At 72.0% G+C, this 15083-nt stretch carries 13 protein-coding genes; 5 read left to right on the forward strand and 8 right to left on the reverse strand.

The window, feature by feature from the left end; all coding sequences use genetic code 11:
* Positions 1-171 precede the first annotated feature (171 nt).
* Positions 172-1125, forward strand: a complete 954-nt coding sequence (locus tag AB0A90_RS17885) for a helix-turn-helix domain-containing protein (protein WP_357248564.1) — start codon at positions 172-174, stop codon at positions 1123-1125.
* 42 nt (positions 1126-1167) lie between these two features.
* Positions 1168-1815 (forward strand): DJ-1/PfpI family protein, encoded by a 648-nt coding sequence (locus tag AB0A90_RS17890; RefSeq protein WP_357248567.1) that lies wholly within the window; start codon positions 1168-1170, stop codon positions 1813-1815.
* A gap of 40 nt (positions 1816-1855) precedes the next feature.
* On the opposite strand, the gene AB0A90_RS17895 is transcribed toward AB0A90_RS17890, so the two are convergent.
* On the reverse strand, positions 1856-3061 hold the full coding sequence (locus tag AB0A90_RS17895; protein ID WP_357248570.1) for an MFS transporter: 1206 nt from the start codon (positions 3059-3061) through the stop codon (positions 1856-1858).
* 16 nt (positions 3062-3077) lie between these two features.
* Between AB0A90_RS17895 and AB0A90_RS17900 the strand changes: the two genes are divergently transcribed.
* Positions 3078-4139, forward strand: a complete 1062-nt coding sequence (locus AB0A90_RS17900; protein ID WP_357248573.1) for a LacI family DNA-binding transcriptional regulator — start codon at positions 3078-3080, stop codon at positions 4137-4139.
* Between the two features lie 82 nt (positions 4140-4221).
* Here AB0A90_RS17900 and AB0A90_RS17905 read toward each other — a convergent pair whose 3' ends face one another.
* The 4 genes from AB0A90_RS17905 to AB0A90_RS17920 all read right to left on the reverse strand — a co-directional run bounded on the left by AB0A90_RS17905 (position 4222) and on the right by AB0A90_RS17920 (position 8185).
* A complete protein-coding gene (locus AB0A90_RS17905; protein ID WP_357248576.1) occupies positions 4222-4980 on the reverse strand; it encodes a hypothetical protein in 759 nt (252 codons plus the stop codon).
* A gap of 57 nt (positions 4981-5037) precedes the next feature.
* Positions 5038-5631: a nucleotidyltransferase family protein gene (locus tag AB0A90_RS17910; RefSeq protein WP_357248579.1), complete on the reverse strand. Its 594-nt coding sequence runs from the start codon at positions 5629-5631 to the stop codon at positions 5038-5040.
* Positions 5632-5836: 205 nt separating this feature from the next.
* Positions 5837-6328, reverse strand: coding sequence for a hypothetical protein (locus tag AB0A90_RS17915; protein ID WP_357248582.1), 492 nt, complete (start codon positions 6326-6328; stop codon positions 5837-5839).
* A gap of 147 nt (positions 6329-6475) precedes the next feature.
* On the reverse strand, positions 6476-8185 hold the full coding sequence (locus AB0A90_RS17920; protein WP_357248585.1) for a bifunctional 3'-5' exonuclease/DNA polymerase: 1710 nt from the start codon (positions 8183-8185) through the stop codon (positions 6476-6478).
* A 120-nt stretch (positions 8186-8305) separates the two neighbouring features.
* Between AB0A90_RS17920 and AB0A90_RS17925 the strand changes: the two genes are divergently transcribed.
* Both AB0A90_RS17925 and AB0A90_RS17930 read left to right on the forward strand, forming a co-directional pair.
* On the forward strand, positions 8306-10033 hold the full coding sequence (locus tag AB0A90_RS17925) for an ABC transporter ATP-binding protein (RefSeq protein WP_357248797.1): 1728 nt from the start codon (positions 8306-8308) through the stop codon (positions 10031-10033).
* Between the two features lie 50 nt (positions 10034-10083).
* Positions 10084-11781 (forward strand): ABC transporter ATP-binding protein, encoded by a 1698-nt coding sequence (locus AB0A90_RS17930; RefSeq protein WP_357248800.1) that lies wholly within the window; start codon positions 10084-10086, stop codon positions 11779-11781.
* 4 nt (positions 11782-11785) lie between these two features.
* Here AB0A90_RS17930 and AB0A90_RS17935 read toward each other — a convergent pair whose 3' ends face one another.
* Genes AB0A90_RS17935 through ngcE form a run of 3 tightly spaced genes read right to left on the reverse strand, consistent with a single transcriptional unit; the run spans position 11786 to position 15079 of the window.
* On the reverse strand, positions 11786-12718 hold the full coding sequence (locus AB0A90_RS17935) for a carbohydrate ABC transporter permease (protein WP_357248588.1): 933 nt from the start codon (positions 12716-12718) through the stop codon (positions 11786-11788).
* Complete coding sequence (locus tag AB0A90_RS17940; RefSeq protein ID WP_357248591.1) at positions 12718-13626, reverse strand: sugar ABC transporter permease; 909 nt, start codon at positions 13624-13626, stop codon at positions 12718-12720. The genes AB0A90_RS17935 and AB0A90_RS17940 overlap by 1 nt, the downstream gene beginning before the upstream one ends.
* Before the next feature lie 16 nt (positions 13627-13642).
* Positions 13643-15079 carry an N-acetylglucosamine/diacetylchitobiose ABC transporter substrate-binding protein gene (gene ngcE, locus AB0A90_RS17945; protein WP_357248594.1) on the reverse strand — a complete coding sequence of 479 codons (1437 nt, stop codon included), beginning with the start codon at positions 15077-15079 and terminating at the stop codon, positions 13643-13645.
* Between the last annotated feature and the right edge of the window lie 4 nt (positions 15080-15083).

A 15083-nucleotide genomic window follows, 5' to 3' on the forward strand; every position in this document is an offset into this window, starting at 1 on the left:
GCAGGGGACGCCCGATCCACGAAATCCCCCAAAAGGTGCTTTATCGCCTAAATCACCTGCACCGGCGGCTCGTTTCTCACCGGCCGTCTCGATCGAGACGTCACGGGCCGTGTCATTTTCCGTGGGTACGGCGTCATGGCGCCACGACGACTCCGCCGACAGACTCAGGGCATGGTTGAGCGCGTCACCGTCGTCGCCTTCGCGGGCATGCAGTCCCTCGACGTCACCGGGCCGTGGGAGGTGCTGGCGGGGGCGAACCGGTACCGGACAGCACATGGTGAGCGCCACGCGTACGACCTGAGGCTGGCGGGCGCGGAGGCCGAGGTGGTGACCGAGAGCGGCCTCGTCCTGCTGGCCGACGCGCTTGGAGAGCCGGTCCGGGCCGGCACCCTCGTGGTGCCCGGCGGCCGAACGGCAGCCCGGGATGGGCACGCCGACCTCGTCGCCTGGTTGCGAGAGTGCCGCCCCACCCGATTGTTGTCGATCTGTTCCGGGGCGTTCCTGTGCGCGCGGGCCGGGTTGCTCAGCGGTCGTAGGGTGGCCACCCACTGGTCCCTGTCGGGGGACCTCGGTCAGCGATTCACCGACCTCACCGTCGACCACGACGCCCTCTACGTGCACGACGGCCCGGTCTGGACGTCGGGTGGTGTCACGTCCGGAATCGATCTGGCGCTGGCCGTCGTGGCGGCCGACCACGGAGCACGAGTCGCCCAGGAGATCGCCCGCTGGCTCGTGATGTTCCTGCACCGGCCCGGCCAACAGGCGCAGTTCTCCGGCCCGGTGTGGTTGGAACGTGCCACGGAGAAACGGGTGGCTGCCGTGCAGCGTGCCCTCGACGCCAACCCGGCCGCGAAACACCGCGTCGACGACCTTGCCGCGCGGCTCGCCCTGTCGCCCCGGCACTTTCAACGTCTCTTCGTCCGTGAGACCGGGCTCACCGTCGGGCGGTATCTCAGCGAGCTTCGCCTGGAGGCCGCCAAACGCCTTCTGGTGCAGTCCGATCTCGCCCTCGACGTGGTGGCGGCCAGGTCGGGGCTCGGGTCCGCCGAGTCGCTCCGACGTGTCTTCGGTGAACGGCTCGGCACGACCCCGGGCGCCTACCGCGCACGCTTCTCGATGCTCTGACCGCGTTCGACGGCCCAGCACTGTCAACCGAAGGGACCTCCGGTGACCCACGTCGTCATCCCTCTGTACGAGCGTTTCACCGCGCTGGACGTCATCGGCGTCTACCAACCACTGGCCCTCACCCCGGGCATCGACGTGGTCCTGGTCGCCGAACACCCCGGTCCCGTCAGGGACGACTGCGGGATGGTCTCCCTGGTGGCCGAGATCGCGCTCGAAGACGTGCGGGCGGCCGGCGTTCTCGTCGTCCCGGGAGGACCAGGGACCGTTCAGGCTCTCAGCGGGCCGCTGCCGGGCTGGATCAGACGCATCCACGAGACGACGACGCTCACGACCTCCGTGTGCTCCGGATCGATCCTGCTGGGGGCCGCCGGGCTGCTTCGGGGTCGACGGGGCACCAGTCACTACCGCGCCGTCCAGGAGTTGGCCCGCTTCGGTGCCGAGCCGACGGACCAGCGAGTCGTCGAAGAACCGGACGCCCACATCATCACGGCGGCCGGTGTGTCGAGCGGCATCGACATGGGACTGAGACTCGTCGAACTCCTCACCGACCGGACGACCGCGGAGGCCATCCAGCTCTGGATGGAGTACGACCCACAACCGCCGTTCGACAGCGGCCACCCGTCCCGTGCGACCCCCGAGGTGCTCGCCCGAGCGGCGGCGTACGACAGCGCGGCCAGAATGGCCAGGTGACCGGTCGGGCGCGCGGGTTGTCGGGCGGCGGGCGTTCGACTCACGTGCTGGGGCGGCGGGCACGGAGCCCACCCCACAGCAGCAGCACGCAGCAGCCGATCAGCACCGGTTCCAGGGCGAAGGCGGTGACCAGCCCGTACCGGTCCGCCAGGCCGCCGAGCAGGAAGGGGGACACGCCGGCGACCACGCCGAGGATCAGTTGCGAACGGGCGTTGGCCCGGTCCTCCTGTCCGCCGGCCGCGCCGAGGGTGAGCGAGAGCGCGAGCGGATAGAGGTTGGCGACGCCCACCCCGCAGAGGAACAGCCCGAGGACGGCGAGGGCCGGCTTGTCGGTCAGCCAGAACAGCACGAAGCTGGGGCCGGTGACCGCCAGCGAGGCGTACAGCAGCACCACCGCGCGACCGGGGCGGCGGGTGAGCCGCGCGCCGAGCAGGCGTCCGATCAGGATGCCGAGGTAGTTGCTGCTCAGCGCGGTGCTGGCCGCAGCGGCGGACATGCCGGCGTGGATGAGCAACTGGGGACCGAAGTACACCAGGCAGAACTCGATCGCCGAACTGACAGCGGTCAGCATGGCGAACAGCCAGCAGGCCAGCGGCAGGCCCCCGGCCTTCTTCGCGGTGGCGGGTCGCGGCGCCGCCGGTAGCGGCTGGCGGCGGTAGCGCAGGTACAGCAGCACGAGGACGGCGGCCGGCAACACGAAGGTGGCGCGCCAGCCCAACGCGCTGGCCGCCAGGGCGCCGAGGACCAGCGGGGCGAACACCGCGGACGCGCCGGCGCCCACGTTGGCCTCGGTCAACGCCCGGTCGCGCCGGTCGCCGTGCCGGTCGGACAGCACCGCCTGGACCACGGTGAGCATCGTGGTCCCGGCCAGACCGAACACGACGGCTCCGAGCAGGGTGGCCGCTGTGCTGCCGCCCAGGGTGAACAGACCGGCACCGACCACGGTGGCGACGGCCGAGCACCACAGCAGCGCACCCCGGGCCAGGCGGCGTGCCGCCCACACGAACCCGACCGCGGACAGCGCCGCGCCCCCCGCCCACAACAGTTCGTAGACGCCGAGCAGCGTGTAGGAGAAGCCCAACTCCGCGCGGAGGAGGGTCAGCGCCGGGCCGAAGGCGTACAGCCAGAACGTCCAGCAGGCCAGGACGGCGTACGACAGCCTGGTCGGCGCGTCCCGGACGAAGGTCTCGATCTCGGTCTGCCGTCGTGACGGGGTCTGCCGCTGCCGCGTTGTGTATCGATACACAGATAGAGTCTGTGCCATGAACCGCCCCGCGGACAACCCCAAGCGGCCGACTCTGCGCCAGGTGGCCACCGCCGCCGGCGTCTCGCCGATGACGGTTTCCTACGCGTACTCCCAGCCCGGGAGGGTCTCCGCCGAGGCCGCGGCGAAGGTGCGCGCGGCGGCGCGGAAGCTGGGCTACCCCGGGCCGCACCCGGCCGCCCGCTCGCTGCGACGCGGGCGCGCGGGCACGCTCGGCGTCGTACTCGGTGAGAGGTTGAGCTACGCCTTCGACGACCCGCAGGCGGCGCGCTTCCTCGCCGGGGTCTCCGACGTGTGCGCGGCGGAGGGCGTCGGACTCACCCTGATACCGATCACCGGCGCACCCTCCGACGCCCAGCGCGTCGCGCAGGCGGCCGTGGACGGCTTCGTCGTCTGGACCACCAGCGACGACGATCCGGTCCTGGACGCCGTGGCCGACACCGGCCTGTCCGCGGTGGTCCACGCCGGCCCGCACCGACGGAACCTGCCGGTGATCGGCATCGACGACCGGGCCGCCGCCGCCGCGGTCGGACGGGTGGCGTTCGCCGAGGCGCGACGCCCGCTCGTGCTCGGCTTTCCGCTCGACCGCAGTCGCGCACGCCGACTGCTCACCGGCGACCAGGAGCCCGAGGTGAGGTTCCCGGTGACCCGGCACCGGTGGGAGGGATTCCGGGACGCCTGGACACACGCGGGTCAGCGAGCGGCGGACCTGCGACTGGCGGTCTGCCCGGTCAACCACGTCGCCGAGGGCGAGACCTTCGCCGCCGAACTGCTCCAGGGCACCGACCCGCCGGACGCCATCGCCGCGATGAGCGACGAACTCGCCCTGGGCGCCCTGCGCGCCGCGGCGAGCGCCCGGCTGCGCGTTCCCGAGGACGTCGCGGTGACGGGCTGGGACGACGCGGACGCGGCCGCGGACGCCGGCCTGACCACCCTGGCGCAGTCACTGCGCGAGCAGGGCGCGCACTGCGCCCGTGCGGCGCTCGGAGGCCCCGCCACGGCATCGACACGCCACGATTGGCGCGTGGTGGTGCGCGCGAGCACCCGTCGCCAGCCCTGATCCGGGCCGTGCCCGGACAGTGGTGGGGAGGGTGTTGGCCGATCGGCTCGGCCCGGAGTCACCGGAGAGGGACCGACCCCGATCACGGCCTGGGCAGGTCGGCGCAGAGCTTCCTCGGGAAGGCCGGCGCGGTGGTGTGGACGCGTCCGCAGCCGGCCTCTGTCGAGCTGGCGATCCTCTCCCAGCCGCCCGGGCCGGCCCACCGCAGAAAGTAGCGGCGCACGTTTACCGACGCGTCGCAACCGGGCCGAGCCTCGACGCCACACGGCACCGGATCGAACGGCACCGTCATGACCAACCAGGCGCCGTCGCAACCCTCGACCGAGCCGACCGAGTGCCGGGACACGTCCATGCCGCGGACCACGACATCGACCCACTTGTGGTCACAGTGGTCCTTCGGCATCGGACCGCAACCGAACGTCGGGTCGCAGCGGTGGTACTCCGCGCCGTCGAGTTTCCACGGCTCCTGGTTGAGCACGACGGTCCGGCCGGCGATCGGACCCGGCGCCGTCAACGTCGTCTCGCCCGGTGTGTGGGTGGGGCAGGCCCCGACCACCGCGGACAGGCGCGAATCCTGCACCACGTTGGCGTAGATGAGGTTGTTCTCCTCGACGAAGTATTCGACTCGTGGGTTCCGGGAGCAACCGTCCGCGTCACCCAGCAGCGCCACGGTCAGCACGAGCGAGCGCGGGTCCGTGCTGACCGTGACGGCCGTGACATCGGCCTGGTAGGTGCTCCAGTCGGTGTCCGCGGGAGGGCCGTCCCGCACGGGCGTCTCGCCCGGCCTGGCGCAGCCGACGAGCACGGCCAGGCACAGCAGGGCGGTGACGAGTCGACGCATGGCAACGAGTATCGCCGCTGCGCGGCCCGGCACATCCGTACGGATACTCAGTCCACCTCAGACCCCGACGCGCTGGGGCGGGACGGTCAGGCCGTACAGCGCCATCAGCTCGGGGGTGTCGACCCGGCTGCCGTCTGCCACCGAGTCGCAGGCGATGTCGACGATCTGGTCCTTGTGCGCCAGCAGGTACGGTCGGGCACCCACGTCCGCGCTGGCGAGGGTCGCGATGCCGGGCCAGTGCCGGCGGCCGAAGAGCATCGGGTACCCGCGCAGGCCGTCGTAGGTGGCGCAGACCAGCACGTCCGGGTACGGCAGCGCGGCCACCCGTCGGACCGCGACGGCGGTCAGGCCCGGCATGTCGACCGGGACCACCACCACCGCCTCGATCCCCTCGTCGCCCATGGCGGCCAGGCCGGCCCGGATGGACGAGCCGACCCCGGTGCCCCACGCCTTGTTGATCACGACGGTGGCCCGGCCCAGGTCGGCGGTTTCCCGGACCTGCTCGGCGGCGGCACCCAGCACGACCACGATCTGCTCGCAGCCCGCCTCGGTCATCGTGTCGATCATCTGGTTGACCAGCGGCTTCTCGCCGTGGTGCAGCAGCGCCTCGGGACCACCGATCCGTCGTCCCCCGCCCGCGGCGATGATCATTCCTGCGATCCCGTTCAGCTGCGCCCCCTCAAGCATGGGAGCGACCGCGACCGATCCGCCCCCTCCTACGGACACTGCAACGAGGACGGCAGGCCGGGAGTAGCGGGGCGAAAAGGAGAAATAGCACAACCGTTACACGCCCGGCAACTCTGCCAGCACCCCGACGCGGTCCGCCGCGACGGCGACGCCGAGCGCCGAGCGGCGGTCAACCCACCTCGGGAGACAGCGAGGCCGCCGAGCCGCCCCACCGCCGGGGCACCCGTCGAGCCACCCAGCCGACGCCGCGCGCGGTCAGCGCGTACGACACGACCGGAGCGACGACGACGAGCGCCGCGATCGCCGCGACCAGGGGCACATACCCGGCGGACACCTGCGTGGCAACCGCCCCGGCCACGGCGTACACGGCGGCCAGCACGACCGCGACGGGCACGGCCACCGCCACCACCCGGCCGGTCCCCCGCCGTCGACCGGCGGCCTCCCCGACCGCCACCGCCGGCAGGAAGAGCAGCGGAATCAGCGCCACGCCGAGCACCGCGGCGATCAACACGAGCACCGGCCCGGCCAGCGGACCACCCACGTCGGACCCGGTGGCCACCGCGTACGCCAGCAGACCGAGGTAGCCCACGACCGCCTCGGCGACGAAGACCAACCAGGCGACGGCCATCCCGGCCAGGTGACGGGCGATTCCGGCGATCACGGCACACCTCCCCGTTCCGACAACTACACGACGCGCGCCAGAGAGGCTAACCGAGCGGGTGCCCCGGCGCGGTCCCTTGTCGCGCGGTGCCCCGATCCGTCCGGAGGCGGCGGCCCGGACACCGCCGGCCCGCGCCCCCGCGGTCGGTCAGGTCGCGTCGGCGTAACAGTCCACGATGGACACATCAAGCGGAAAGCGGACCGGCGTCGCACCGAAGAGCAGTGCGGAGGCCTGCTCGCCACACCGGTTGACGGCCTCGGCGACCGCATCCGCCTGCGCGGCGGGCGCATGCACGACCACCTCGTCGTGCTGGAAGAAGACCAGCTCCGCGTCGGTGCCGGCCAACTCGGTCCGCAACGTGGCCAGCAACGTGGAAGCCCACTCGGCAGCTGTCGCCTGGATGACGAAGTTGCGCGTGAAACGACCCCTCGACCGCGCGGCCCGCGCCCGGGGACCCTGCGGATCGGCCGCCGCGTCCGGGTCGGAGGGCGCGTCGTCGGGATCACCGAACCCCACGGCACCGGGCGGACACGTCCGCCCCAGCCACGACCGCACCAGCCCACCCGCCTCGCCGGTACGCGCCGCCGCCTCGACGAAGGCGAACGCCGTCGGGTAGCTGCGCTTCAGCACCGCCAACGCGGGCACCGCCGCACCGCCGGTCTGCCCGTACATGGCACCGAGCAGGGCCACCTTGGCCTTGGCCCGGTCACCGCCGAACGAGTCGCGCGCCAGCGCGGCATAGAGGTCACCGGCCCCGCCCGCCGCCGCCAGCCGCGCGTCGCCGGACACCGCCGCCAGCACCCGCGGCTCCAACTGACCGGCGTCCGCGACCACCAACCGCCAGCCCGGATCTGCCACCACCGCCCGACGGATCACCTTGGGGATCTGCAACGCGCCACCACCCCGGGTCGCCCACCGGCCGGAGACGACACCGGCCGGCACGTACTCCGGTTGGAACCGGCCGCCCCGCACCCACTGATCGAGCCAGCCCCAACCGTGCGCCGTCCAGATCCGGTAGAGCTCCTTGTATTCCAACACCAGCGGCACCGCCGGATGGTCGACCCCGCGCAGCACCCAGGCCCGGGTGTTGGGCAGCTCCACCCCGACGCGGGCGAACGCCCTCAGCAGCTCCGTCGGGGAGTCGGTGTGCAGGCCGCGGACGCCGAGCGCGTCGGCGATCCGGGCGGCCAGCTCGGCGAGTCGGCGTGGCGGACCACCGACCGGGGACGCCTCGCCGAGCAGCTCGTGCAGGATCTCGTTGTGCACGTCGGCGCGCCAGGGCAGCCCGGCGGCACCCATCTCCGCCGCGATCAGCGCGCCGGCCGACTCGGCGGCCACCAGCAACCGGAACCGGCCGGGGTGCTCGGTCGCGGCGATGCGGGCGAGCTGGTCGGCGTACACCCGGATCAGTGCGTCGATGCCCGGCCCCGACGGGCCGGGCAGCGTGTCGAAGAGCGCGCCCTGGCCGTGCCCGGGGGGCGCGGCGGCGCGCGGCGGTGGGTCGGGCGGCACCGGCGCGCCGGTCAACCGTGCCCAGGCCGCGGCCAGCGAGCGGGGCTCACCCCAGCGGCCCGCCTGCCCCAGCAGCAACGCCTCGGTCAACTCCACGTCGTGACACCTGTCGACCCGGACGCCGGCACGCAGCAGCGGCGGGTAGACGGAGGTGGCCGTGGACCAGACCCAACGCGGGTGCTGGGCGGCCTCGCGGGCGGCGACCGCGGCGACCAGGTCGACGACGACCTCGGGCGGGCCGGCGGGCTGGCCGCCGGCACCCAGAGGGCACAGCACTCCCCCACCTCGCTCGTCGGACACCACCGCCACCAGCACGAACGTGATTCTGCCTCTCCCTTGCGACAAAACCGGAGGCGCACCTCACCGGTGTCGGGCCGGTCGGGCGTCGGAGGCGCTCGGTAGCGTGGTCGGGTGCCCCCACAGATCCCCCATCCCGATCCTGGCACCCCCGACACCCGGGGACCGATGCGATACCTGTGGTGGCTGGTCCGGTGCCAACCCTGGCGGGTGCTGCGCGGCAGTCTGCTCGGCACGGCCTGGATGGTCGGGCTCTCCGCCCGGCCCTACCTGATCTACCGCGCCGTCGACGACGGGCTGCGCACCGGCGACACGCGCGCCCTGGTGTTCTGGGTCGCGGCGATCGTCGTCGCGGGGGTGGCCCTGTCCTACCTCGGCATCATGCGGCACCGCACGATGACCTTCATCCGGGAGGACGCCAAGGCGCGCTCGGCGGAGGTGCTGCTGCGCCACCTGTCCCGGATCGGCGCGGTGCTGCCACGCCGGGTTGGCGCGGGCGAGGTGTCCACCATCGGCGGCTCCGACATCGACTGGGCCGCGCAGGTGCTGACGCTGACCGGGCCGGGCGTCGGCGCGGTCGTCGCGTACGTGATCATCGCCGTGGTGCTCTGGTCGATCTCCCCGCTGCTGGCGCTCTGCGTGCTGTTGGGAGTGCCGGCGGTCGGCTTGGTCGTCGGGCCCCTGCTGCGCCGCCTGGAACGGGCCGAATCGGTCTACCGCCGGCAGCAGGGTGCGCTCACCGCCCGCTCCGGGGACATCGTGGCGGGGCTGCGGGTGCTCGCCGGCGTGGGTGGCCGGGACCTGTTCGCCCGGCGGTACGCGGCCAGATCCCAGGACCTGCGCGCCGAGGGCTACCGCGTCGGCGCGGTGAACAGCTGGATCGACGCGGCGACCGTCGCCATCCCCGGGTTGTTCCTGGCCGCCGTGGTGTGGCTGACCGCGCGGATGGCGGTGACCGGCGCCGTCACGATCGGCGAACTGGTCGCCGTCTACGGCTACGTGGCGACCCTGATCGTGCCGGTCTGGTTCCTGCTGGAGGGCAGCCACCAGCTGATCCGGGGACGCGTCGCCGCCCGACGGATCGCCGACCTGCTCACCGTGACCCCGGACGACGTCGGTGGCCCGGGTCGTCGGTGGTCGGGCTCGGTGCCCGTCGCCCGCCGGCCGGATGCCCTGGCCGCACCGGTCGGCCCCGCCGACCTGCACGACCCGGAGACCGGCCTGACCGTGCCCGCCGGGCGGCTGACCGGGGTGGCCGCCGACGACCCGGCGGCGGCTGTGGCGCTGGCCGACCGGCTCGGCCGGTACGCCGTCAGCGAGACCACCTGGGGTGGCGTGCCGTTGGCCGGTGTCGCCCTGGACGAGGTCCGCTCCCGGATCCTGGTCGCCGACCACGACTCGTACCTGTTCGCCGGGACACTGCGGGACGTGCTGTGCCCCGGGGGCGACGACCAACGGATCCGGGCGGCCCTGCGGACCGCCTCGGCTGACGACATCGTCGACGCCCTGCCCGGCGGGCTGGACACGCCGCTGGACGCCCGAGCCCGGACCCTCTCCGGCGGTCAGCGCCAACGGGTCCGACTGGCCCGGGCGCTCCTCGCCGAACCGGAGGTGCTGATCCTCGTCGACCCGACGTCGGCGGTGGACGCGCACACCGAGGCGCGGATCGCCGAGCGGCTGCGGACCGCCCGGGCCGGGCGGACCACCGTGCTGCTCGCCACGTCGCCGCTGCTGCTCGGCCGGGCCGACCTGGTCGCACACCTGAGCGCCGGCCGGATCACCGCCACCGGCAGCCATGCCGACCTGCTCGACTCCGACGCCGGCTACCGGCACCTGGTGGCCCGGGGCAGTGCGGATCTCGACAGGCCCACCGACACCGAGGAGATCTACCGGTGAGCCGGCTGCCGGTGGCCGACCGGAGCACCGTCCGTCGCGCCCTGCGGGCCATGATCAGCCGGCATCGCCGGGCCGTCGGTGTCGTGCTGGCGCTCAACGGCGCGGCCGCGATCGCCGGGCTCGCCCCGCCGTGGCTGCTGGGCACCATCATCGACCGGGTCACCGCCGGCGCCGGAGCGGCCACCGTGGACCGGCTGGCGCTGGCCATCGCCGGCTGCGTCCTGGTCAGCGCGCTGCTGTCCCGCTACGCCCAGTACGCCGGCCACCGCTTCGGTGAACGGGCCGTCGCCGAACTGCGGGAGGAGTTCGTCGACCGGACCCTCGGCCTGCCGGTCTCGGTCGTCGAGCGCGCCGGCTCGGGCGACCTGGCCACCCGCAGCTCGGTCGACGTGTCGACGGTCGGGACCACCGTGCGGGACGTGGTGCCCACGATCGTCATCGCCTCGGTGCAGTTGACCCTGCTGTTCGGGGCGATCTTCCTGTTGCATCCGCTGCTCGGCCTGGCGGCGCTGGCCGGGCTCCCGTCGATCGTGGGGACCACCCGCTGGTACCTGCGCCGGGCCAGTTCCGCCTACCTCACCGAGGGCGCGGCGGCAGCCGAGTTGACCGAGGCGCTGACCACCACCGCCGCGGGCGCCCGCACCGTGGAGGCGCTGCGGCTGACCGACGACCGGATCCGGCACGGCACCAACCGGATCGCCCGGCTGTGGCAGGCCCGACGGGCGACCCTGGCGCTGCGTACGGTGTACTTCTCCGTCGTCGAGGCCAGCTACCCGCTGCCGATCGCCCTGGTCCTGCTCGTCGGCGGCTACCTGCTCTCCCGGGACGTGGTCACCCTCGGCGCGGTGGTCGCCGCCGCGCTCTACCTGCAACAGGCGATCGACCCGATGGACCGGCTGTTGCAGTGGACCGAGCAGGCGCAGCGCGGTTTCGCGTCGTACGCCCGGGTGCTCGGCGTCGGCATGGTCCCGCCGGAGCCACCCGGTCGGGCGGCCACGTCACGGGGCGAACGGGTCGTCGTCCGCGGGGCGCGGTTCTCCTACTCCGGTGGGCCGGACGTGCTGCACGGCATCGACCTCGAGGTGCAGCCGGGTGAGCGGCTGGCGGTCGTGGGTCCGTCGGGTGCCGGCAAGTCCACCCTGGCCCGGCTCCTGGCCGGGATCGACGCGCCACGCCAGGGCGTGGTCAGCATCGGCGGTTGCCCGGTCACCGACCTCGACCCCGCCGAACGTCGACGGCGGATCGCCCTGGTCACGCAGGAACACCACGTGTTCATCGGCTCGGTGCGCGACAACCTCTCCTTCGCCGCGCCGGACGCGTCGGACGAGCAGATGCGCGCCGCGCTGGCGAGCGTGGGCGCCGACTGGTGTGCCGCGCTGCCCGACGGGCTGGACACCCAGCTCGGCGACGGTGCCCGGCAGCTCGGCGCCGCCGAGGCACAGCAGCTCGCGCTGGCCCGGCTGGTGCTCGCCGACCCGCACACGCTGATCCTCGACGAGGCGACCGCCGCGCTCGACCCGAGCACGGCCCGCCGCACCGAACGGGCGCTGGCCGCCGTGCTGGTCGGGCGGACCGTCATCGCGATCGCGCACCGGCTCAACACCGCGCACGACGCCGACCGGGTCGCCGTGCTGGCCGACGGCCGGATCACCGAGATCGGCAGCCACGACGACCTCGTGGCTGCCGACGGGGCGTACGCGGCCCTCTGGCACTCCTGGCACAGTCCGGCCGACGAGCGCCCGAGGTGACCGGTTACTTGACGGCGCCTGCCGTGAGGCCGGCCTGGATCTGGCGTTGGAAGACCCCGTACACGATGATCATCGGAAGGATGGCGATGGTCAGCGCGGCGAACAGCCCGGACCAGTCCGCCTCGTAGCCGGCGTTCACCGAGATGTTCGCGATGCCCTGGGTCAGGACCCACTTGTCCTCGTAGCCGCTGGGCAGCAGCACCAGTGGTAGCTGGTACTGCGCCCACTGACCGATGATGTTGAAGATCGCCACGCTGATCAGGCCCGGCTTCGCCATCGGCATCATGACCTGGAAGAACAGTCGGGTGTGCCCGCAGCCGTCGATCATCCCGGCCTCGGCCACCGAGGTCGGCAACGTCTTGAAGAACGCGGCCAGGAAGAACACCGTGAACGGCAGCGAGTACGCGGTGTAGACCAGCACCAGCCCGGTGTGGGTGCCGAGCAGACCCAGGTTCTTCACCACGAAGAACAGCGGTACCAGGGCGAGGAAGACCGGGAAGGCCAGGCCGGAGACGAACAGGTAGTAGACGGCCCGGTTGCCGATGAACTTGTACCTTGCCAGCACGTACGCGGCCATCGAGCCGAAGAGCATGGTGCAGAAGGTGCTCGCCCCGACCACGAGCACGCTGTTGAGGAAGTACCGGCCGACGTGCGCCTTGGTCCAGGCCCGACCGAAGTTCTCCCAGCGCAGCTCGGCCGGCAGGGTCCACGGGCTGCTGAAGATCTCGGTGGTGTTCTTGAACGCGGCCAGGAAGGTCCACAGGATCGGCACGATGACGATCACGGCCCAGCAGACGAGGGCCAGGTGACCGAGGCCGGCGAAGAGGCGTACCTCGGACCGGGGTCCCTTCCCCGGACGGCCGCCGGCGGCCTTCGGACCCTTGGTCGGCGGGGGCGGTGTGGCCGCCGTCGGCGGCAGCGTCGTCTGCGGGTTCATCAGTACTCCACGCTTTCCCGCTTGGTGAGCCGCAGCGTCAGCGCCGCGAATGTGATGGTGAGGAAGAAGAGCGCCACACCCATCGCCGAGGCGTAGCCGTACTTCTGGTACGTGAACGCGTTGCGGTAGATCTCCACGGCCAGCACGGTGGTGGCGCCGTCCGGGCCGCCCTGGTCGATGGAGAGCACCGCCACGACGGCGAACGCGTCGAACGCCGCGATGCCGAGGTACACCCAGGCCACCTGGAGGGTGTCCCAGAGCAGCGGCAGGGTGACCCGGAAGAACAGGGTGACCCTGGTCGCCCCGTCCATCTCGGCGGCCTCGTAGATCTCGCCCGGAATGGAGGCCATCCCGGCCGAGAACAACACCACGTAGAAGCCGACGGCCTGCCAGACCAGCACCCCGATGATCGACCAGAGCGCCAGGTTCGGGCGGATCAGGAACAGCACCGGGTCCAGGCCGAACTTCATCAGCACGCCGTTGATCAGGCCGGACTCGTCCGGCCGGTAGACCGTCTGGAACAGCACCGCGATGATGGCCACCGCCAGGATCTGGGGGAAGAAGAACACCACCCGGTAGAACTTCGACCCCCAGACCCCCCGGCGTTGGCCGCCGCTGCTCTTGCCGCCCACGTTGAGCAGGAAGGCGAAGAACAGCGCGATGGCAATGGTGATCAGCGGCAGGGCAAGCAGCAGTACGCCGTGGTGCTGGACCGCCTTCCAGAAGGCGCCGTCGTCGAGCAACCTCCGGTAGTTGTCGAAGCCCACCCACCGCGGAGCCGACAGGCCCCGCCAGTTGGTCATCGAGATCTGGAACGCCTGCGCGTACGGCGCGATCACGAAGGTCACGTACAGCGCGACCGGGACGATCAGGAACCCGATCACGAATGGATACTTGCCGTGCCGCATGACCCCTACGCTCCGATCAGCGCTTGAACTTGGTGACGGAGGAATCCTTCTTGATCGCGTCGGCACGCTTCTGGATCCGCTCCACGAAGGCGTCCGCGTTGATCCGGCCGAACATCAGCTCGTTGGTGGCGGTCCGCGCCTCCGTGTCGAGCTCCTTGTACCAGCCGTCGAAGTACAGGTTGAACACGTCCTGGCCGGCCGCCTTGAGCGCGGCCTGCGAGCTGGCCACACCGGGCGGGAAGGAGAAGCCCTCCGAGCCGGCGGTGACCACGGTCGGGGCCTTGACCACCTCGGTGAAGCCCTTCGCGCCCGCCTTGGACAGCATCTGGCGCATGTACTCCAGGCCACCCTTGGGGTTCTTGCTCTTCGCCGAGACGAAGTAGCCCTCGCCCGCGGTGGCGCGCAGCGCCGTGGCCGGCAGCTTGTCCGACGCGGTCAGGCTCGGCACCGGCATGAGCTGGTAGTCGAAGCCGGCCGGGGTGTCCTGCTTCTGCTCACCCTCCAGCCAGTCACCGCTGGGGTACAGGGCCACCTTGTACTGGTTCTGCCGCAGCTGCACGTCGGTGTGCTTGAGCCCCTCGAAGCTCTTGTCGCTGAACTTCGCCCCGACCTCGGCCCACGCCGTGGCCGCCTGCTTGATCGCGTCCTGCTTCCAGGCGCCGTCCTCGAGGTTGTCGATGTTCTTGAGAACGTCGGTGCCGCCGATCTTGGCGGCCTGGGTGAGGATCACGTTCCACTGGTAGTAGGCCGCGTTCGCCCCGGCGTAGCCGTACGGGGTGATGCCCTTGGCCTTGATCTTGGTGAGCAGGGCGATGAAGTCGTCCCAGGTCTTCGCGGGCGCCCAGCCGTTGTCCTTGAACAGCTTGGCCGAGTACCAGATGCCGAAGACGGTGGAGACGTAGTACAGGACGTACGGCTTGCCGTTGAACGAACCCGCCTCGACGGTGCCCGGCACGACCGTGTCGCGGACCTTCTTCGCCGGGTCGTCGACCGACGGGGCGTCCCACAGCTCGGTGAGGTCCTGGAGCTGGCCGTCGGCCACCAACGCGCCGAAGTCCATCAGCTTCTCGCCCGAGTTGTTCACGAACTCCGGCGGGTTGCCGGACGCGAACCGCGGCTGGAGCACGGTGGAGACGGCCTGAGTGGCCTGGTGCTTGATCTCCGCCTTGGGGAACGCCGTCTTGTAGAGCGGCTCGTGCACGTCGGTGGCGTACTTCTCGCCGTAACCGCCGTTGAAGATGACCACCTCGATCGCGGCGTCGTCCTTGACGCCCAGCGGGTTCTTCTCGCTCTTGGTGCCACCGGCGACCTGCTCGTTCTCCTTGTCGCCGCCGCTCGTCGCGCAGGCGCTGAGCAGGCCGATGGCCGGAGTGGCGAGCATGCCCACGGCGGCGGCGCGACGCAGCACCGTGCGACGGTCGAGCGCGGCCGGGTGTTCGGGGGTAATCGACATCGTC

Origin of the sequence: Micromonospora sp. NPDC049204, from assembly GCF_040647935.1 — a bacterium.
GTDB lineage: Bacteria > Actinomycetota > Actinomycetes > Mycobacteriales > Micromonosporaceae > Micromonospora.

What these genes read in the sequence shown, in the direction of transcription:
- AB0A90_RS17930 (WP_357248800.1), top strand. Translation starts at nt 10,084, where the DNA reads ATGATCAGCCGGCATCGCCGGGCCGTCGGTGTCGTGCTGGCGCTCAAC.
- ngcE (WP_357248594.1), bottom strand. Translation starts at nt 15,079, where the DNA reads ATGTCGATTACCCCCGAACACCCGGCCGCGCTCGACCGTCGCACGGTG.
- AB0A90_RS17905 (WP_357248576.1), bottom strand. Translation starts at nt 4,980, where the DNA reads ATGCGTCGACTCGTCACCGCCCTGCTGTGCCTGGCCGTGCTCGTCGGC.
- AB0A90_RS17935 (WP_357248588.1), bottom strand. Translation starts at nt 12,718, where the DNA reads ATGAACCCGCAGACGACGCTGCCGCCGACGGCGGCCACACCGCCCCCG.
- AB0A90_RS17925 (WP_357248797.1), top strand. Translation starts at nt 8,306, where the DNA reads ATGCGATACCTGTGGTGGCTGGTCCGGTGCCAACCCTGGCGGGTGCTG.
- AB0A90_RS17900 (WP_357248573.1), top strand. Translation starts at nt 3,078, where the DNA reads ATGAACCGCCCCGCGGACAACCCCAAGCGGCCGACTCTGCGCCAGGTG.
- AB0A90_RS17910 (WP_357248579.1), bottom strand. Translation starts at nt 5,631, where the DNA reads ATGATCATCGCCGCGGGCGGGGGACGACGGATCGGTGGTCCCGAGGCG.
- AB0A90_RS17885 (WP_357248564.1), top strand. Translation starts at nt 172, where the DNA reads ATGGTTGAGCGCGTCACCGTCGTCGCCTTCGCGGGCATGCAGTCCCTC.
- AB0A90_RS17940 (WP_357248591.1), bottom strand. Translation starts at nt 13,626, where the DNA reads ATGCGGCACGGCAAGTATCCATTCGTGATCGGGTTCCTGATCGTCCCG.